Origin of the sequence: Bradyrhizobium sp. (assembly GCF_004799405.1) — a bacterium.
Lineage (GTDB): Bacteria > Pseudomonadota > Alphaproteobacteria > Rhizobiales > Xanthobacteraceae > Bradyrhizobium.
The window spans coordinates 36,292-50,437 of sequence record NZ_SSMW01000151.1; the positions used below are offsets into that span (position 1 = coordinate 36,292).

Below are 14,146 nucleotides of genomic sequence, written 5' to 3' on the forward strand. Positions count from 1 at the left end.
TGGAAACACCGGCCATATCACCATGCCAGCCGCAAAGTGGCGACTAACGGCAAGGTCGAAGGCTGCCATTTCAATGAAAAGGATGAGCGAAGTGTTAACGCGGGTTCTCCCCGCAAGCGCGGGGCGAGGGAGCGGATCGAGCGAGGAGCGGAACTCTCACGTTCCCCGTGGCTTGACGCGGCGGGTCGGCATTGCGCCGGCCGGATCCTCCGGCCAGGGATGTCTCGGATAACGCCCGCGCAGGTCGGCGCGAACCGCGGCATAGCTGCCGCGCCAGAACCCCGGCAAGTCCCGGGTCACCTGCACGGGCCGATGCGCCGGCGACAGCAACTCCAGCACCAGCGGCACCGCACCCTTGGCGATCGACGGATGGCTGTTGAGCCCGAACAGCTCCTGCAGCCTGACCGCAATGGTCGGGCCCTGCTCGGCCTCGTAGTCGATCGGGAGCATGGTTCCGGTCGGCGCCTCGAAATGAGTCGGCGCTTCCCGCTCCAGCCGCGCGCGCAAATCCCACGGCAGCAGCAGCATCAGCGCATCCGACATCTCCTGCGCGGAAAATTCCTTGAGCGAAGTCTTGTCGGCGAGCGCCGGAACCAGCCATGCGTCACGTCGTGCGGCGAGCGCATCATCGGACAAATCCGGCCAGGGGTCGCCTTCGGCCTTGCGCAAGAACATCACGCGATCGCGCCATTGTTTCAGAGGTTTCGACCACGGCAATCCGTCGAGACCCGAGGCGATCAGGCCATCGGCCAGCACTCGCGCGGTCTCCAGAGATGGCGATAGCGCCATCGGCGCCTCCGACAGCGTGATGGCATGCAGCATCCGCTTGCGCCGCCCGCGCAGGGAGGTCGAAGCGCGATCGAAAGCGATTTCATCGACGTTCTCGATCTGATCGGCAAAACGCGCTTCGATATCGGCTTGCGCGATTGGCGCTGCCAGCAGAATCCGCCCGTTCGCCGCCGTACCCGTCAGTTCGGCAACCGCGATATAGGACGCGCGTGCCAGCGCAGAGGTCTGGTCCACCGCAGCGCCACGGCCATTGGCGAGCACGAAGCTGCCATTGCCGCGGTTGCGCGCGATGCGATCTGGGAATGCAAACGCCAGCATCAAGCCCGTGGAGAGCGACCGCTCTCCCCGGCCCTCTCCCACAGGGAAAGAGGCAGAGGGAGGCGCGGCTGCCTTCTCGGTAGCTTCAACCTGCGACGCCCAACGCTGCGCCAGTGCGCGGGCACTGCTGGCGCGTTGCGAGCGGTCGCGGCGGAATTGATCGAGCCGCGCCCCGAGATCCACGCTGTCGCCGCCAAGCCCTCGCTCGGTGAGCACAGCTGCGATCGCCGCGGCCTCCTCGCCCGCACCCAACCGATGCGAATCCACGATCATCCGCGCCAGCCGCGGCGGCAGCGCCAGCGCACGAAGGCTTTTGCCTTCGGCTGTAATCCGGCCGTCCGCATCGAGCGCGCCAAGTTCACGCAACAGACTGCGCGCCTCCTTCAGCGCCGGCGCCGGCGGCGAATCGAGAAATGAAAGCGTTGCGGGGTCGCTGACACCCCATTGCGCGAGGTCGAGCACCAGCGACGACAGGTCGGCGCTGAGAATTTCGGGCTGGGTATAGGCGGCAAGCGACGCAGTCTGCGGTTCATCCCATAGCCGGTAACACACGCCGGGCTCGGTGCGGCCGGCGCGACCGCGGCGCTGATCGACTGCGGCGCGCGACGCCCGCACGGTTTCAAGCCGGGTCAGGCCGATATCAGGCTCGTAGCGCGGCACCCGCGCCACACCGGAGTCCACGACAATGCGTACGCCTTCGATGGTCAGCGACGTCTCCGCGATCGATGTCGCCAGCACCACCTTGCGCCGCCCTTTGGGCGGCGGCGCGATGGCGCGGTCCTGTACCGCAGCGTCGAGCGCACCGAACAGCGGCACGATTTCGATCGAGGCATCGTGGATGCGCTCGCCGAGAAAATTCTGGGTGCGGCGGATTTCGGCCGCCCCCGGCAGGAACGCCAGCACAGAACCCGGATCGGCGCGCAGCGCCATCGCGATGGCATCCGCCATCTGGCGCTCCAGCGGCACATCCGCCTTGCGGCCGAGATAACCCGTCTCGACCGGAAAGGCGCGGCCTTCGCTGGCGATGACGGGCGCATCGCCCAGCAGTTTTGCGACCCGCGCGCCGTCGAGTGTCGCCGACATCACGAGAATTCGCAGGTCCTCGCGCAAGCCGGTCTGCGCGTCGCGCGCCAGCGCAAGCCCCAGATCGGCGTCGAGCGAGCGTTCGTGAAACTCGTCGAACAGCACCGCGGCGACACCAGACAGTTCCGGATCGTCGAGAATCTGCCGCGAAAAGATTCCTTCCGTGACGACTTCGATCCGGGTCGCGCGCGACACTTTCGAACCGAAGCGGACGCGATAGCCGACGGTTTCGCCGACACGCTCTGCCAACGTATGCGCCATCCGCTCGGCGCTGGCGCGCGCCGCGATTCGCCGCGGCTCCAGCACGATGATTTTTTTGCCTTGCAGCCACGGCGCATCGAGCAGCGCCAGCGGCACCCGCGTGGTCTTGCCGGCGCCGGGCGGCGCCACCAGCACGGCGGCGTTGTGGCTCGCGAGCGTGTGTCCCAGTTGGTCCAGCACGGCGTCGATCGGGAGCGGGATATCGAAGGTGCGCACGAATTTACCCAAAGCCGCCGGTGTTGCCCCTCTCCCCGCCCTTGCGGGGAGAGGGTTGGGGTGAGGGGCTGCTGCGCCAAACTCTGACATTTCGGATGCGGAGACACCCCCTCACCCGAAATTCGCTCCCCGAATTTCGACCTCTCCCCGCAAGCGGGGCGAGGTGAAGAAGGCGCCGCTAAACCTTTCCCCGGCCGACACTCTCGTAAATAAACCCGAGCGCCGCCATGTCCTCGGGGCGATAGATATTGCGGAGATCGACGACCACGGGCTGCGCCATCTCACCCCTGAGACGCTCGAGGTCGAGCGCGCGGAACTGGACCCACTCGGTCACGATGACAAGCGCATCGGCACCCCGGGCGCAGGAATAGGGATCGTCGCAATAGTCGATATCGGGCAATTCGCGCCGCGCCTGCTCCATGCCGACCGGGTCATGCGCGCGCACCTTGGCCCCCATGTCGAGCAACCCGGTCACCAGCGGGATCGACGGCGCCTCGCGCATGTCGTCGGTGTCGGGCTTGAAGGTGAGGCCGAGCACGGCAACGGTCTTGCCGCGCAGGCTGCCGCCGGCGGCGTTGGAGACCTTGCGCGCCATCGCGCGCTTGCGATTGTCGTTGACGCCGAGCACGGCCTCGACGATCCGCAGCGGCACGTCATGATCGAGCGCGATCTTGAGCAGCGCGCGGGTGTCCTTGGGGAAACACGAGCCGCCGAAACCCGGGCCGGCGTGCAGGAATTTGGCGCCGATCCGGTTGTCGAGCCCGATGCCGCGCGCGACTTCCTGCACATCGGCGCCGACCTTTTCGGCAAGATCGGCGATCTCGTTGATGAAGGTGATCTTGGTGGCGAGGAACGCGTTGGCGGCGTATTTGATCAGCTCGGCGGTGCGCCGCGCGGTGAACATCAGCGGCGCCTGGTTGAGCGACAGCGGCCGGTAGATGTCGCCGATCACCTTGCGGGCGCGCTCGTCGTCGGTACCGACCACGATGCGGTCCGGAAATTTGAAGTCGCGGATCGCCGCACCCTCGCGCAGGAATTCCGGATTGGAGGCCACCACCACATCGGCCGAAGGATTGGCCTCGCGGATCAATCGGTCGACCTCGTCGCCGGTGCCGACCGGCACGGTCGATTTGGTGACGACCACCGTAAAGCCTTTGAGTGCGGTGGCGATCTCGCGCGCCGCGGTATGAACGTAAGACAGATCGGCATGGCCGTCGCCGCGGCGTGACGGCGTGCCGACCGCGATAAACACCGCGTCGGCATTGGCAACCGCTGCCGCAAGCTCGGTGGCAAAATCCAGCCGCCCGGCCTTGGCGTTGGAGGCCACCAGCGCGTCGAGGCCCGGCTCGAAAATCGGGATTTCACCGCGGCGCAACGCCGCGATCTTGTCGGCATCCTTGTCCACGCAGGTGACGTGGTGGCCGAAATCCGCGAAGCAGGCGCCCGACACCAGCCCCACATAGCCCGTGCCGATCATGGCGATGCGCATCTCACAATCCGTCGATAATGGTTAACGCTGATTCCGGTCTTGGGGGCGGGTCTTAAAGCATTTCCCGGCAAAGAGGAAACCGGAAGGTTCCGAAAAGCCGGCATAAAAACCGGCATGTCATTTGAATGAATAAAGCAGAATGAAACCCATCCGGCCGAAGATGCGGCGCCATCGCGCCGAAAAGGGACACCGATGACCGTAAACGGCACATTTGCCATCACCGAGCGTATTGCGCCGTCAGCGCCTGGACGCGTCGAGTGGGTGGACTATGCCAAAGGCATCTGCATCGTCATGGTGGTGATGATGCATTCGGTGCTGGGGGTCGAACTGGCCGCCGGCCAAACCGGCTTCATGCATCCCCTCGTCGCCTTTGCCAAGCCGTTCCGGATGCCGGATTTCTTCCTGATCTCGGGCCTGTTCCTGTCGATCGTGATCGACCGCGACTGGCGCACCTATCTCGATCGCAAGGTGGTGCATTTTGCCTATTTCTACGTGCTGTGGATAACGATCCAGTTCTGCTTCAAGGCGCCGGGCTTCGCCGCGGAGATGGGCTGGACCCGTGTCGGGCTGCTGTACCTGGAATCTTTCATCGAACCGTTCGGCACGCTGTGGTTCATCTATCTGCTGCCGGTGTTCTTTGTCGTCACCAAGGCGACGCGGCGGATGCCGCCGCTGGCGATCTGGGGCGTCGCGGCCGTGCTGGAGATGGCGCATGTCGCAACCGGCTGGACCGCGATCGACGAATTCTGCGCGCGCTTCGTCTATTTCTACTCCGGCTACCTGTTCGCCGGCTATGTGTTCGCTTTGTCCGACCGGGCGCGGGCGAGGCCCGGCCTGGCGCTGGCGGCATTGGCGCTCTGGGCGCTGATCGACGGCGGCCTGGTCGCATCAGGCTCCAGCGAATGGCCGCTGGTCTCGCTCGGGCTCGGCCTCATGGGCGCAAGCGCCGTCGTCACGTCAGGCACGCTGCTGGCGCGAATGCACTGGCTCAACTTCCTGCGCTTTTGCGGCGAGCATTCCATCGTCATCTACCTGGCGTTCTTCCTGCCGATGGCGGCGTCCAGGACGCTGCTGGTGCATGCCGGCTTGATCCGCGACATCGGGATCATGTCCCTGATCGTCACCATCGTGGGCGTCATCGGCGCGCTGGCGCTATGGCGGATCGCACTTTTGGCCGGTGCAAATTTCCTGTTCGAACGCCCCGCCGCATTCTGGATCGCGCCGAAAAAGGCCGGCCCCGCGCTGCAGGCGGCGGAGTAGGCTCTCAAGCAGCGACCACCACAACTGTCATCGCCCGGCTTGACCGGGCGATCCAGTACGCCGTGACGCCAGTAATATATCTCGACTGCTCTGGAATACTGGGGCCCCGGCTTTCGCGGGGGACGACAACCTTTCGGTTTGCCGGCGCGATGGCCCACTCAATCGATCTTCACGCCGTCCTTCGTCTGCTTCATCTTCTCCCGAAACCCGTCGGCGTCGCCGAAATCGGCGAATCCCCGATAATGCGGGTGCGGGCCGAGGATCCGGCGGGCGTGTTTGATCGGGCACCAGTAAACTTCGGTGCGCGACGCCACTTCGCGCACAAACGCGATCGCGCCGTTGCAATAGGAGCAATAGGCGCAATTGATCTTCTCGATGGTGTTGAGATAGGCCAGATGGTGGCGATCGAAGATCAGGTAATCGCGGCGGCGCACCTTCGGGATTTTATAGGCCGGAAAGCAGATCGCCTGATACGCCATCACCCAGAGGTCTACCAGCGCGATCGGCACGATCAGCGAATAGATCACCGGCGCGGTCAACACGATCAACGGATTGGCGTCGATGAAATAGCGCGCCGAGCGTATCTTGAGCGCGCGGTGGAGGCGCTTGACCTTCTCTTCGAAAACGATCTTGTGTTTTTCGATCCGGAACCGGTATGCCTCCCGCTGCTTGGTCAATTCGGCCTCGATCTCGGCTTCGACCGATCGCAGCTTGTCCATCAAGAGGTCGAGTGTTGCGGTCATGAGGTTGTCCTTCCGGCCAAGGTTGCCGCAGGGGGTCATGGAACAGCCGCGGATGCAACTCAATCCGGGCCGCCGGGTCAGTGCAAAAATCACGGCACATCGTCTCGCGGAGGCTGTCAATCACCGCGAAAATCCCTAAGTTGCGGCCATGCCGAAAACATCCGAACAAGCTGCCGCAAAGCCTGCCGCCGCCAAGGCCCCCGCCAGGATTCCCGGCAAGGGCGACCACGTCTTTCTGGTCGACGGTTCCTCCTATATTTTCCGCGCCTATCACGCACTGCCGCCGCTGAACCGCAAATCCGACGGCCTGCAGGTCAATGCCGTGCTCGGCTTCTGCAACATGCTGTGGAAGCTGCTCCGCGACATGCCGCCGGACAACCGGCCGACGCATCTGGCCATCATCTTCGACAAGTCGGAAGTCACCTTCCGCAACAAGCTCTACCCCGATTACAAGGCGCACCGGCCGCCGGCGCCGGACGACCTGATTCCGCAGTTTCCGCTGATCCGCGAAGCCGTGCGCGCCTTCGACCTGCCGTGCCTCGAGCAGGCGGGGTTCGAGGCCGACGATCTGATCGCGACCTACGCGCGGCTGGCCGGCGAGCGCGGGGCGACCACGACCATTGTCTCCTCGGACAAGGACCTGATGCAGCTGGTCACCGACAAGGTGATCATGTTCGACACCATGAAGGATCGCCGCATCGGCATCCCTGAAGTAATCGAGAAGTTCGGCGTGCCGCCCGAAAAGGTGGTCGAGGTGCAGGCGCTGGCCGGGGATTCCACCGATAACGTGCCGGGCGTCCCCGGCATCGGCATCAAGACCGCAGCGCAGCTAATCGTCGAATACGGCGACCTGGAAACGCTGCTCAAGCGCGCCGGCGAGATCAAGCAGCCGAAACGGCGCGAGGCGCTGATCGAGAATGCCGAGAAGGCGCGGATCTCGCGGCAACTGGTGCTGCTCGACGACAAGGTTGCGCTCGACACCCCGCTCGATGAGCTCGCGGTGCGCGAGCCCGATGCCCGCAAGCTGATCGCATTTTTGAAGGCGATGGAATTTTCCACCCTGACCCGGAGGGTAGCGGAGTATTCGCGGATCGACCCGGCCGATGTCGAGGCGGACGCCGGCAACAAGAGCCGTGGGGCAAATGCTGCTTCGCCTGCATCTGCCGAAAAAACACAATCGACGGCAGCGAATGGCGATCTGTTCGCCGGTGGCGGCGCCCCCGCCGCCGCGACTTCTCCCGCAAGCAGCGGCGGCCGCAAAGGGGACAAGCCCAACAGCTTCAAAGGCACGCCAATATCGCTCGCGGCCGAGCGCGCGGAAGCTGTGCGAAAACTCGCTTTCGATCGCGGCAAATACCAGACCATTCGCAGCCTCGATCAACTCAAGGCATGGACCTCGCGCGTGCACGATGTCGGCCAGATCGCCGTTGAGGCGATGTCGGACTCGATCGATCCGATGCAGGCCGAGATATCCGGCATTGCGCTGGCGCTGGCGCCGAACGATGCCTGCTATGTCCCGCTCGGTCACAAGCAATCCGGCGGCGGCGCCGGGCTGTTCGATGCAGGCCTGGCACCCGACCAGATCAAGACGGATGACGCATTGGCGATATTAAAGCCGCTGCTGGAATCGGCCGGCATCCTCAAGATCGGCTTCAACATCAAGTTCAATGCCGTGATGTTTGCCCAGCATGGCATCACCATCCGCAACCAGGACGACGCGCAGCTGATGTCTTATGCGCTCGACGCCGGCCGCAATGCGCACGGGCTGGAGGCTTTGGCCGAGCGATGGCTGAGCCACGCCGTCGTCAACTATGGCGTACTCATCGGCAGCGGCAAGAACAAGCTTAGTTTCGACCAGGTCGCCATCGACAAGGCGGCCGAATATTCCGCCGAAAGCGCCGACGTCATCCTGCGGCTTTGGCGCATGCTCAAGCCTCGCCTCGTCGCCGATCGCATGACATCGGTCTATGAGACGCTGGAGCGGCCGCTGATCAGCGTGCTGGCGCGGATGGAACGGCGGGGCATCTCGATCGACCGCCAGGTGCTTTCAAGGTTGTCCGGCGAATTCGCCCAGACCGCCGCACGGGTTGAAGCCGAGCTCCAGGAGATCGCCGGCGAGCCGATCAACGTCGGCAGCCCGAAACAGATCGGCGACATCCTGTTCGGCAAGATGGGACTGCCCGGCGGCAGCAAGACCAAGACCGGCGCGTGGTCGACCTCGGCGCAGATTCTCGATGAGCTCGCCGAGCAGGGCCATGAGTTTCCGAAGAAGATCCTGGAATGGCGGCAGGTGTCGAAACTGAAATCGACCTATACCGACGCGTTGCCGACCTACGTGCATCCAGAGACCCATCGCGTCCATACCACTTACGCGCTGGCGGCAACCACCACCGGGCGGCTGTCGTCCAACGAGCCGAACCTGCAGAACATTCCGGTGCGCACCGAGGACGGCCGCAAGATCCGCCGCGCCTTTATCGCTTCCCCCGGCCACAAACTGGTGTCGGCGGACTATTCGCAGATCGAATTGCGGCTGCTGGCCGAGATCGCCGACATTCCCGTGCTGAAGCAGGCGTTCCGCGACGGGCTCGACATTCACGCCATGACGGCGTCCGAAATGTTCGGCGTGCCGATCAAGGACATGCCGGGCGAAGTGCGCCGCCGGGCCAAAGCGATCAACTTCGGCATCATCTATGGCATTTCGGCGTTCGGGCTCGCCAATCAGCTCGGCATCGCCAGGGAGGAAGCCTCGGCCTACATCAAGAAATATTTTGAGCGCTTCCCGGGCATCCGCGCCTACATGGACCAGACGCGGGATTTCTGCCGGGCGCACGGCTATGTCGAGACGCTGTTCGGCCGGAAGTGTCACTATCCCGACATCAAGGCCTCCAACGCCTCGATCCGCTCCTTCAACGAGCGCGCCGCGATCAACGCGCGCCTGCAAGGTACGGCCGCCGACATCATCCGCCGCGCCATGATCCGGATGGAAGAGGCGCTGGCGGAGAAGAAACTCTCGGCGCAGATGCTGCTGCAGGTTCACGACGAACTGATCTTCGAGGTACCCGACGACGAGGTGGCCGCGACCTTGCCGGTGGTGCAGCACACCATGCAGGACGCGCCGTTCCCGGCTGTACTGCTGTCGCTGCCGCTGCAGGTCGATGCGCGGGCCGCCAACAATTGGGACGAGGCGCATTGATTTTTTCCTTGCCTCTCCCGCTTGCGGGGGAGGTCGCCGCGCAGGGCGCGCACTTGCGCGCCAGAGCGCGGCGGGTGGGGAAATCTCCACAACAGCGGCGTCCGTTGCTGGGTTGGCACCCCCCACCCCACGCTCCCCCGTAAGCGGGAGAGGGAGCGCGCTGCCAGCGCGCAAATCGCTCCGAAATATTCGGTCAACAATGACGCCTATTACGAAATGGCATGGCGATGCCGTGTGCATTAAACTATTCACATCCCGCACGAGAATCATGATGCCCCATCTCTCCTCTTTGCTCGGCTTCGCGCTGGTCTCGCTTGGCCTGGTGCTGACACCAGGTCCCAACATGATCTATCTGATCTCGCGCTCGCTGGCGCAGGGCTCGGCCGCCGGGATGGTGTCGCTCGGCGGGGTTGCCCTCGGTTTCGTGTTCTACATGCTGTGCGCGGCGTTCGGCATCACCGCGCTGCTGTTCGCGGTGCCCTATGCCTATGACGGGCTCCGGCTTGGCGGCGCGCTGTATCTGTTGTGGCTGGCCTGGCAGGTGTTGAGGCCGAACGGCCGTTCGCCGTTTCAGGTGCGGGAATTGCCGGTCGACAGCCCATACAAACTGTTCGCGATGGGTTTTGTCACCAACCTCTTGAACCCCAAGATCGCGATGCTGTATCTGGCGCTACTGCCGCAGTTCATCGATCCTGCACTGGGCAGCGTGCTGACGCAGTCGATCGTGTTCGGAACGATCCAGATCGTCATCAGCGTCAGCGTCAATGCGATGATCGCGCTGACCGCGGGTTCCATCACCGGATTTCTTGGCTCCCGCCCGGCATGGCTGAGGGCACAGCGCTGGCTGATGGGCACCGTGCTGGCGGGCTTTGCGCTGCGCATGGCATTCGAGGCGAAGCGGGCGTGAGGTTGTTCCTTCACCTCTCCCGCTTGCGGGGGAGGTCGACGCGCTCGACAGCGCACTTGCGCGCCAGAGCGCGGCGGGTGGGGGAATTCTCTCGGTTGGCGCCGGGGCTTGCGGAGGCACCCCCACCCCGGCCCTCCCCCGCAAGCGGGAGCGGGAGAAAAACTCAATCGAGCTTCGCCTCCATGCCGCGCTTGACGCCCGGCCGCGCCATCAGCGCGTCGTACCAGCGGCCGACATTGGGGAAATCCGCAAACGACACCTTGTGGCGCTCGTGCCGCCAGGCCCAGCCGAGAATCGCAAAGTCGGCGACCGACAATTTGTCGGCGACGAACTCGTAGGCAGCGAGGCGGCGATCCAGCACGCCGTAGAGCCGGCGCGTCTCCGCCATGAAACGCTTGAGGCCGTAGGCGCGGTCCTGCTCGTTCTCCAGCGCGATGAAGTGATGCACCTGCCCCGGGATCGGCCCGAAGCCGCCCATCTGCCACATCAGCCATTCCAGCACCGGGATGCGCTCGATCAGCGGCGTGGGGAGGAATTTGCCGGTCTTCTCGCCGAGATAGAGCAGGATCGCCCCGGATTCGAACACACTGACGCGCTGGCCGCCGGGACCGTCGGGATCGACGATGGCCGGGATCTTGTTGTTGGGGCTGATCGCGAGGAATGCCGGCGCCATCTGCTCGCCCTTGGTGATGTTGACCGGGAAAACCTTGTAAGCCAGCCCCATTTCCTCCAGCGCGACGCTGATCTTGCGGCCGTTCGGCGTGTTCCAGGTGTGGAGTTCGATGGTCATGTTGGTCATCCCACTCTATTGGCGCCGCGAAATCGGGGTATTCAGTAACCCGGAACCTCGTGGTCTTACAACCTGGGCTTTCCGCGGGTGGTCCCCGCTGTTGACGGCGCGATATCGGCGCTGGAATGTGCGGCAAACCGCCGATAGATTGCCCGCCCCAGCCCCGAGAAATCAGCCTTGTCCAAATCAGCCTCCCGCGCCCGCCTCGCCGAGATCATCCGCAAGCGCTCGTTCGGCCGCGGCGAAATCACACTCGCCTCGGGGCGCAAGAGCGATTTCTACTTCAACCTCAAGCCGACCATGCTCGATCCCGAAGGCTGCGCTTTGCTGGCGGAGCTGACCTTCGAGGCGCTGAAGGACGACGGTCTCGATTACGTCGGCGGGCTGGAAATGGGCGCGGTGCCGCTCGCCGGCGCGATTGCGCAACTTTCCTGGCTCAAGGGCCATCCGATCGCGGCCTTCTTCGTGCGCAAGAAACCAAAGGAACATGGTGCCCGGCTCGCCGTCGAGGGACTGGCGAAGGGCGAGAGCCTGCAAGGAAAACGTGTCGTGATCGTCGAGGACGTCACCACCACCGGCGGCTCGGCGCTGAAAGCCGTCGAGGCGGTGCGCGATGCCGGCGGCAAGGTCGTGCTGGTGTTCACCATGGTGGACCGCGACGAAGGCGCGACTGAAACCTTTGCCCAGGCCGGGCTGCCGTTCCGTTCGCTCTACAAGGCCGGAGAATTCCTGAAGGATTGATTCTCCTCCCTCCCTCGCAAGCGGGAGAGGGAGCGGAGTTCGATTTCTTTTCGGCAATCCGGCGCTTGCTCATAGCTCGTTTACCATCCCGCACTAAGGTGAAACCGTGCTGAGGCGTTGATCGCACCAGCCGGTTTTGTTGCGTTGGGGTGGAGTTAGCGTTGCGTAAAGAGTTCGCTTGTCAGCGCATGCGGCGCCGCATGATGCTTGTTGCCGCCGTCGTGCTCGCAGCGCCCGTTGCGCTTGCGCCGCGCGTGGCGGCTGCCGAAGGCCTCTTCGACTTCCTGTTCGGCGGGGTCCTCAAACAGCAGCAACAGCAGCATCAGGCCCCTCCGCAAGCCAGTTTCTTCGCCGATCCGTTCGGCCTCACCCAGCAGCCGGCTCCGCCGCCACGCCCGGTTGCCTCGGCCGGCTCCGGGCCGGCATTTTGCGTCCGCAGTTGCGATGGCCGGTATTTCCCGCTCTGGCGGGGCAACGCGACGCCGGTCCAGATGTGCCAGGCGTTTTGTCCGGCCAGCCCGACCAAGGTCTTGTTCGGCAGCACCATCGAGGGCGCAGCCTCCAGCACCGGCGAACACTATGCCGACATGGAGAACGCCTTCGCCTATCGCAAGGCGCTGCGCGCCGACTGCACCTGCAACGGCCGCGACCCGGCCGGCCTCGCCCCGGTCGACCTTTCGCTCGACACCTCGCTGCGTTCCGGCGACGTGATCGCTACCGCCAGCGGGCTGGTGGCGTATTCCGGCGTCAGGGTCGGCGCCAACCAGACCGCTGAATTCACTCCGGTTGCCTCTTATCCGGGCCTGACCGCCGATGTCCGCGCGCGGCTCGGCGAGATGAAAGTGGCGCCGGTCAGCGCGGAAACGGTCGCCGAGGAGACGCCGTCGCGCGAACTGAGCCGCGACGTCACGCTGCCCGCGACCGTGGCGCCGAAACCCGTCTCGCCAAAGGCCAAGCGGGCTGAGCTGAACTAGGCTCCTTCCCTCATGGGGAGGAGCGCGCCACCTGTGCGCATTTCGGACCGTCTGAGTTTGCAGCTCAGCGTCCGACGATCACGCCGATCACGTTCGGCGCCGACAGATATTTCTCCTCGATGTCGGCGCGCGCCGCCGCCCGGTTTTCCGGCGTCAGGAGGCCGCGTTTCTCGGCGAGAATCATCCAGCAATAGCCCCACCAGTCGGTCAGCATGCCGTTGTCATCGACGAGGTCATAGCCCTGCTCGGCGGCGAAGATGCGCGCATGGGCTTCGTCGAGCGTATCGAGCCAGAGGTGGTCGGCGGCGGAAAACAAATCGTCGCTGAAATCGTCGGTGGTGTAGCCCCACACCGACATGCAGACCGCGTTGAACTCACGGTCGATCTGGTCGTCATCGACCGGCCGCCGGCGCGAGGCCAGATGCAGCCGCGACAGCGAGCGGGCAAAGTCGGCGATGCGGGTGAGCGCGAATTGATCGAAGGCGATGGTGGACATGTAGTCCTCTAAAGCTTGGATAGACCATAGATGTTGTGTCGGCATGACAACGAATCACTATGATATATCAAAGACTTGCTAAAGTGTTCTTAATTTGTTCCAGCGATTGAATTCGATATTAAGCGTGCTGTTTGACACTGGCTTGGTTTGCAAGGGAAACACGGCCCGATATTTTATGGCCATAAAAATTGTGAGATTCCTGGGAGAGCAAATGAAAATATTCGCCTTGGTCTTGATTGCCGCGGCCGCTCTAAACGGCAGCGCCGCCCCGCGCTTACGATGCACAGGGGTCCGGAAAAATTTCCGACGGCAACTGCAACTGTAAAAGCCAATGCGACCAGTTCGCCAAAGCGGGCCAGCTTGCGGGGGCGAAACTGGCGCAGTGCAAATCCGACTGCCAGCAAAAATTTGCCGGCTGCAACAAGGGCTCAGCACGGTGATCTACCCGTGCGGTCGCCGTCGGAGAGCCGCCTGAAGTTGGCGGCTTTGTGATTTCCTTTCACATCGCCGAGAGCAGTCTGTCTCCGCAATAATTGGCGTAGAATTTTCCGCCGCATTGCCGGCGGATCGCCGCACAACGCGCCGCGGGCGTGGCGGATTTCGCGACGCTGAAGGAGCAGCCCAGGCCATCCGCGCTTCGGCCGGCCTTGCCGGCGGCGAACGCCGCGCTGGTGGCGCTGATGCAGAATACCAGCAATGCAGCGGCGGCAATCTCGATCGTCAGTCTCATGGTCCGGTCTCCCCAAAGCTTCTTGCCAAAGTCATCCCGGCTAACATCGCGGGTTTACGCACTCTCACTATAGCACCAAGGCAGAACCCGCGCTGGTGCCGGAAAATCGGCCCGGTCCTTGCATCAAATCATGGCATCGCGCTACACAGACAGCAC

General features: G+C 63.9%; 11 protein-coding genes. 5 read left to right on the forward strand and 6 right to left on the reverse strand.

What is annotated here, in order from left to right; genetic code table 11:
- Nucleotides 1–156 precede the first annotated feature (156 nt).
- Nucleotides 157–2,667 carry an ATP-dependent helicase HrpB gene (gene hrpB, locus E7813_RS23880; RefSeq protein WP_291577743.1) on the reverse strand — a complete coding sequence of 837 codons (2,511 nt, stop codon included), beginning with the start codon at nucleotides 2,665–2,667 and terminating at the stop codon, nucleotides 157–159.
- Between the two features lie 178 nt (nucleotides 2,668–2,845).
- Nucleotides 2,846–4,156: a UDP-glucose/GDP-mannose dehydrogenase family protein gene (locus E7813_RS23885; protein ID WP_291577744.1), complete on the reverse strand. Its 1,311-nt coding sequence runs from the start codon at nucleotides 4,154–4,156 to the stop codon at nucleotides 2,846–2,848.
- Nucleotides 4,157–4,348: 192 nt separating this feature from the next.
- Between E7813_RS23885 and E7813_RS23890 the strand changes: the two genes are divergently transcribed.
- Nucleotides 4,349–5,416 (forward strand): acyltransferase family protein, encoded by a 1,068-nt coding sequence (locus E7813_RS23890; RefSeq protein ID WP_291577745.1) that lies wholly within the window; start codon nucleotides 4,349–4,351, stop codon nucleotides 5,414–5,416.
- Between the two features lie 158 nt (nucleotides 5,417–5,574).
- Here E7813_RS23890 and E7813_RS23895 read toward each other — a convergent pair whose 3' ends face one another.
- Nucleotides 5,575–6,159 (reverse strand): hypothetical protein, encoded by a 585-nt coding sequence (locus tag E7813_RS23895; protein WP_291577746.1) that lies wholly within the window; start codon nucleotides 6,157–6,159, stop codon nucleotides 5,575–5,577.
- A gap of 148 nt (nucleotides 6,160–6,307) precedes the next feature.
- On the opposite strand from E7813_RS23895, the gene polA reads away from it, so the two are divergent.
- A complete protein-coding gene (gene polA, locus E7813_RS23900; RefSeq protein WP_291577747.1) occupies nucleotides 6,308–9,352 on the forward strand; it encodes a DNA polymerase I in 3,045 nt (1,014 codons plus the stop codon).
- Nucleotides 9,353–9,623: 271 nt separating this feature from the next.
- A complete protein-coding gene (locus E7813_RS23905) occupies nucleotides 9,624–10,259 on the forward strand; it encodes a LysE family translocator (protein ID WP_291577748.1) in 636 nt (211 codons plus the stop codon).
- Between the two features lie 163 nt (nucleotides 10,260–10,422).
- Here E7813_RS23905 and E7813_RS23910 read toward each other — a convergent pair whose 3' ends face one another.
- A complete protein-coding gene (locus E7813_RS23910; protein WP_291577749.1) occupies nucleotides 10,423–11,049 on the reverse strand; it encodes a glutathione S-transferase family protein in 627 nt (208 codons plus the stop codon).
- A 177-nt stretch (nucleotides 11,050–11,226) separates the two neighbouring features.
- Between E7813_RS23910 and pyrE the strand changes: the two genes are divergently transcribed.
- Together pyrE and E7813_RS23920 are read left to right on the forward strand one after the other, a co-directional pair.
- Nucleotides 11,227–11,790, forward strand: a complete 564-nt coding sequence (gene pyrE / locus E7813_RS23915; protein WP_291577750.1) for an orotate phosphoribosyltransferase — start codon at nucleotides 11,227–11,229, stop codon at nucleotides 11,788–11,790.
- 203 nt (nucleotides 11,791–11,993) lie between these two features.
- Nucleotides 11,994–12,764, forward strand: a complete 771-nt coding sequence (locus tag E7813_RS23920) for a DUF2865 domain-containing protein (protein WP_291577842.1) — start codon at nucleotides 11,994–11,996, stop codon at nucleotides 12,762–12,764.
- A gap of 64 nt (nucleotides 12,765–12,828) precedes the next feature.
- Here E7813_RS23920 and E7813_RS23925 read toward each other — a convergent pair whose 3' ends face one another.
- Entirely contained in the window at nucleotides 12,829–13,260 is a 432-nt protein-coding gene (locus E7813_RS23925; RefSeq protein WP_291577751.1) for a hypothetical protein, read from the reverse strand.
- Between the two features lie 499 nt (nucleotides 13,261–13,759).
- Nucleotides 13,760–13,990 (reverse strand): hypothetical protein, encoded by a 231-nt coding sequence (locus E7813_RS23930; RefSeq protein ID WP_291577752.1) that lies wholly within the window; start codon nucleotides 13,988–13,990, stop codon nucleotides 13,760–13,762.
- Nucleotides 13,991–14,146 lie beyond the last annotated feature (156 nt).

Excerpts from the sequence above, each read along its gene's own strand:
- E7813_RS23885 (WP_291577744.1), bottom strand. The coding sequence starts at position 4,156 with ATGCGCATCGCCATGATCGGCACGGGCTATGTGGGGCTGGTGTCGGGC.
- E7813_RS23890 (WP_291577745.1), top strand. The coding sequence starts at position 4,349 with ATGACCGTAAACGGCACATTTGCCATCACCGAGCGTATTGCGCCGTCA.
- E7813_RS23895 (WP_291577746.1), bottom strand. The coding sequence starts at position 6,159 with ATGACCGCAACACTCGACCTCTTGATGGACAAGCTGCGATCGGTCGAA.
- polA (WP_291577747.1), top strand. The coding sequence starts at position 6,308 with ATGCCGAAAACATCCGAACAAGCTGCCGCAAAGCCTGCCGCCGCCAAG.
- E7813_RS23905 (WP_291577748.1), top strand. The coding sequence starts at position 9,624 with ATGCCCCATCTCTCCTCTTTGCTCGGCTTCGCGCTGGTCTCGCTTGGC.
- E7813_RS23910 (WP_291577749.1), bottom strand. The coding sequence starts at position 11,049 with ATGACCATCGAACTCCACACCTGGAACACGCCGAACGGCCGCAAGATC.
- E7813_RS23920 (WP_291577842.1), top strand. The coding sequence starts at position 11,994 with ATGCTTGTTGCCGCCGTCGTGCTCGCAGCGCCCGTTGCGCTTGCGCCG.
- E7813_RS23925 (WP_291577751.1), bottom strand. The coding sequence starts at position 13,260 with ATGTCCACCATCGCCTTCGATCAATTCGCGCTCACCCGCATCGCCGAC.
- E7813_RS23930 (WP_291577752.1), bottom strand. The coding sequence starts at position 13,990 with ATGAGACTGACGATCGAGATTGCCGCCGCTGCATTGCTGGTATTCTGC.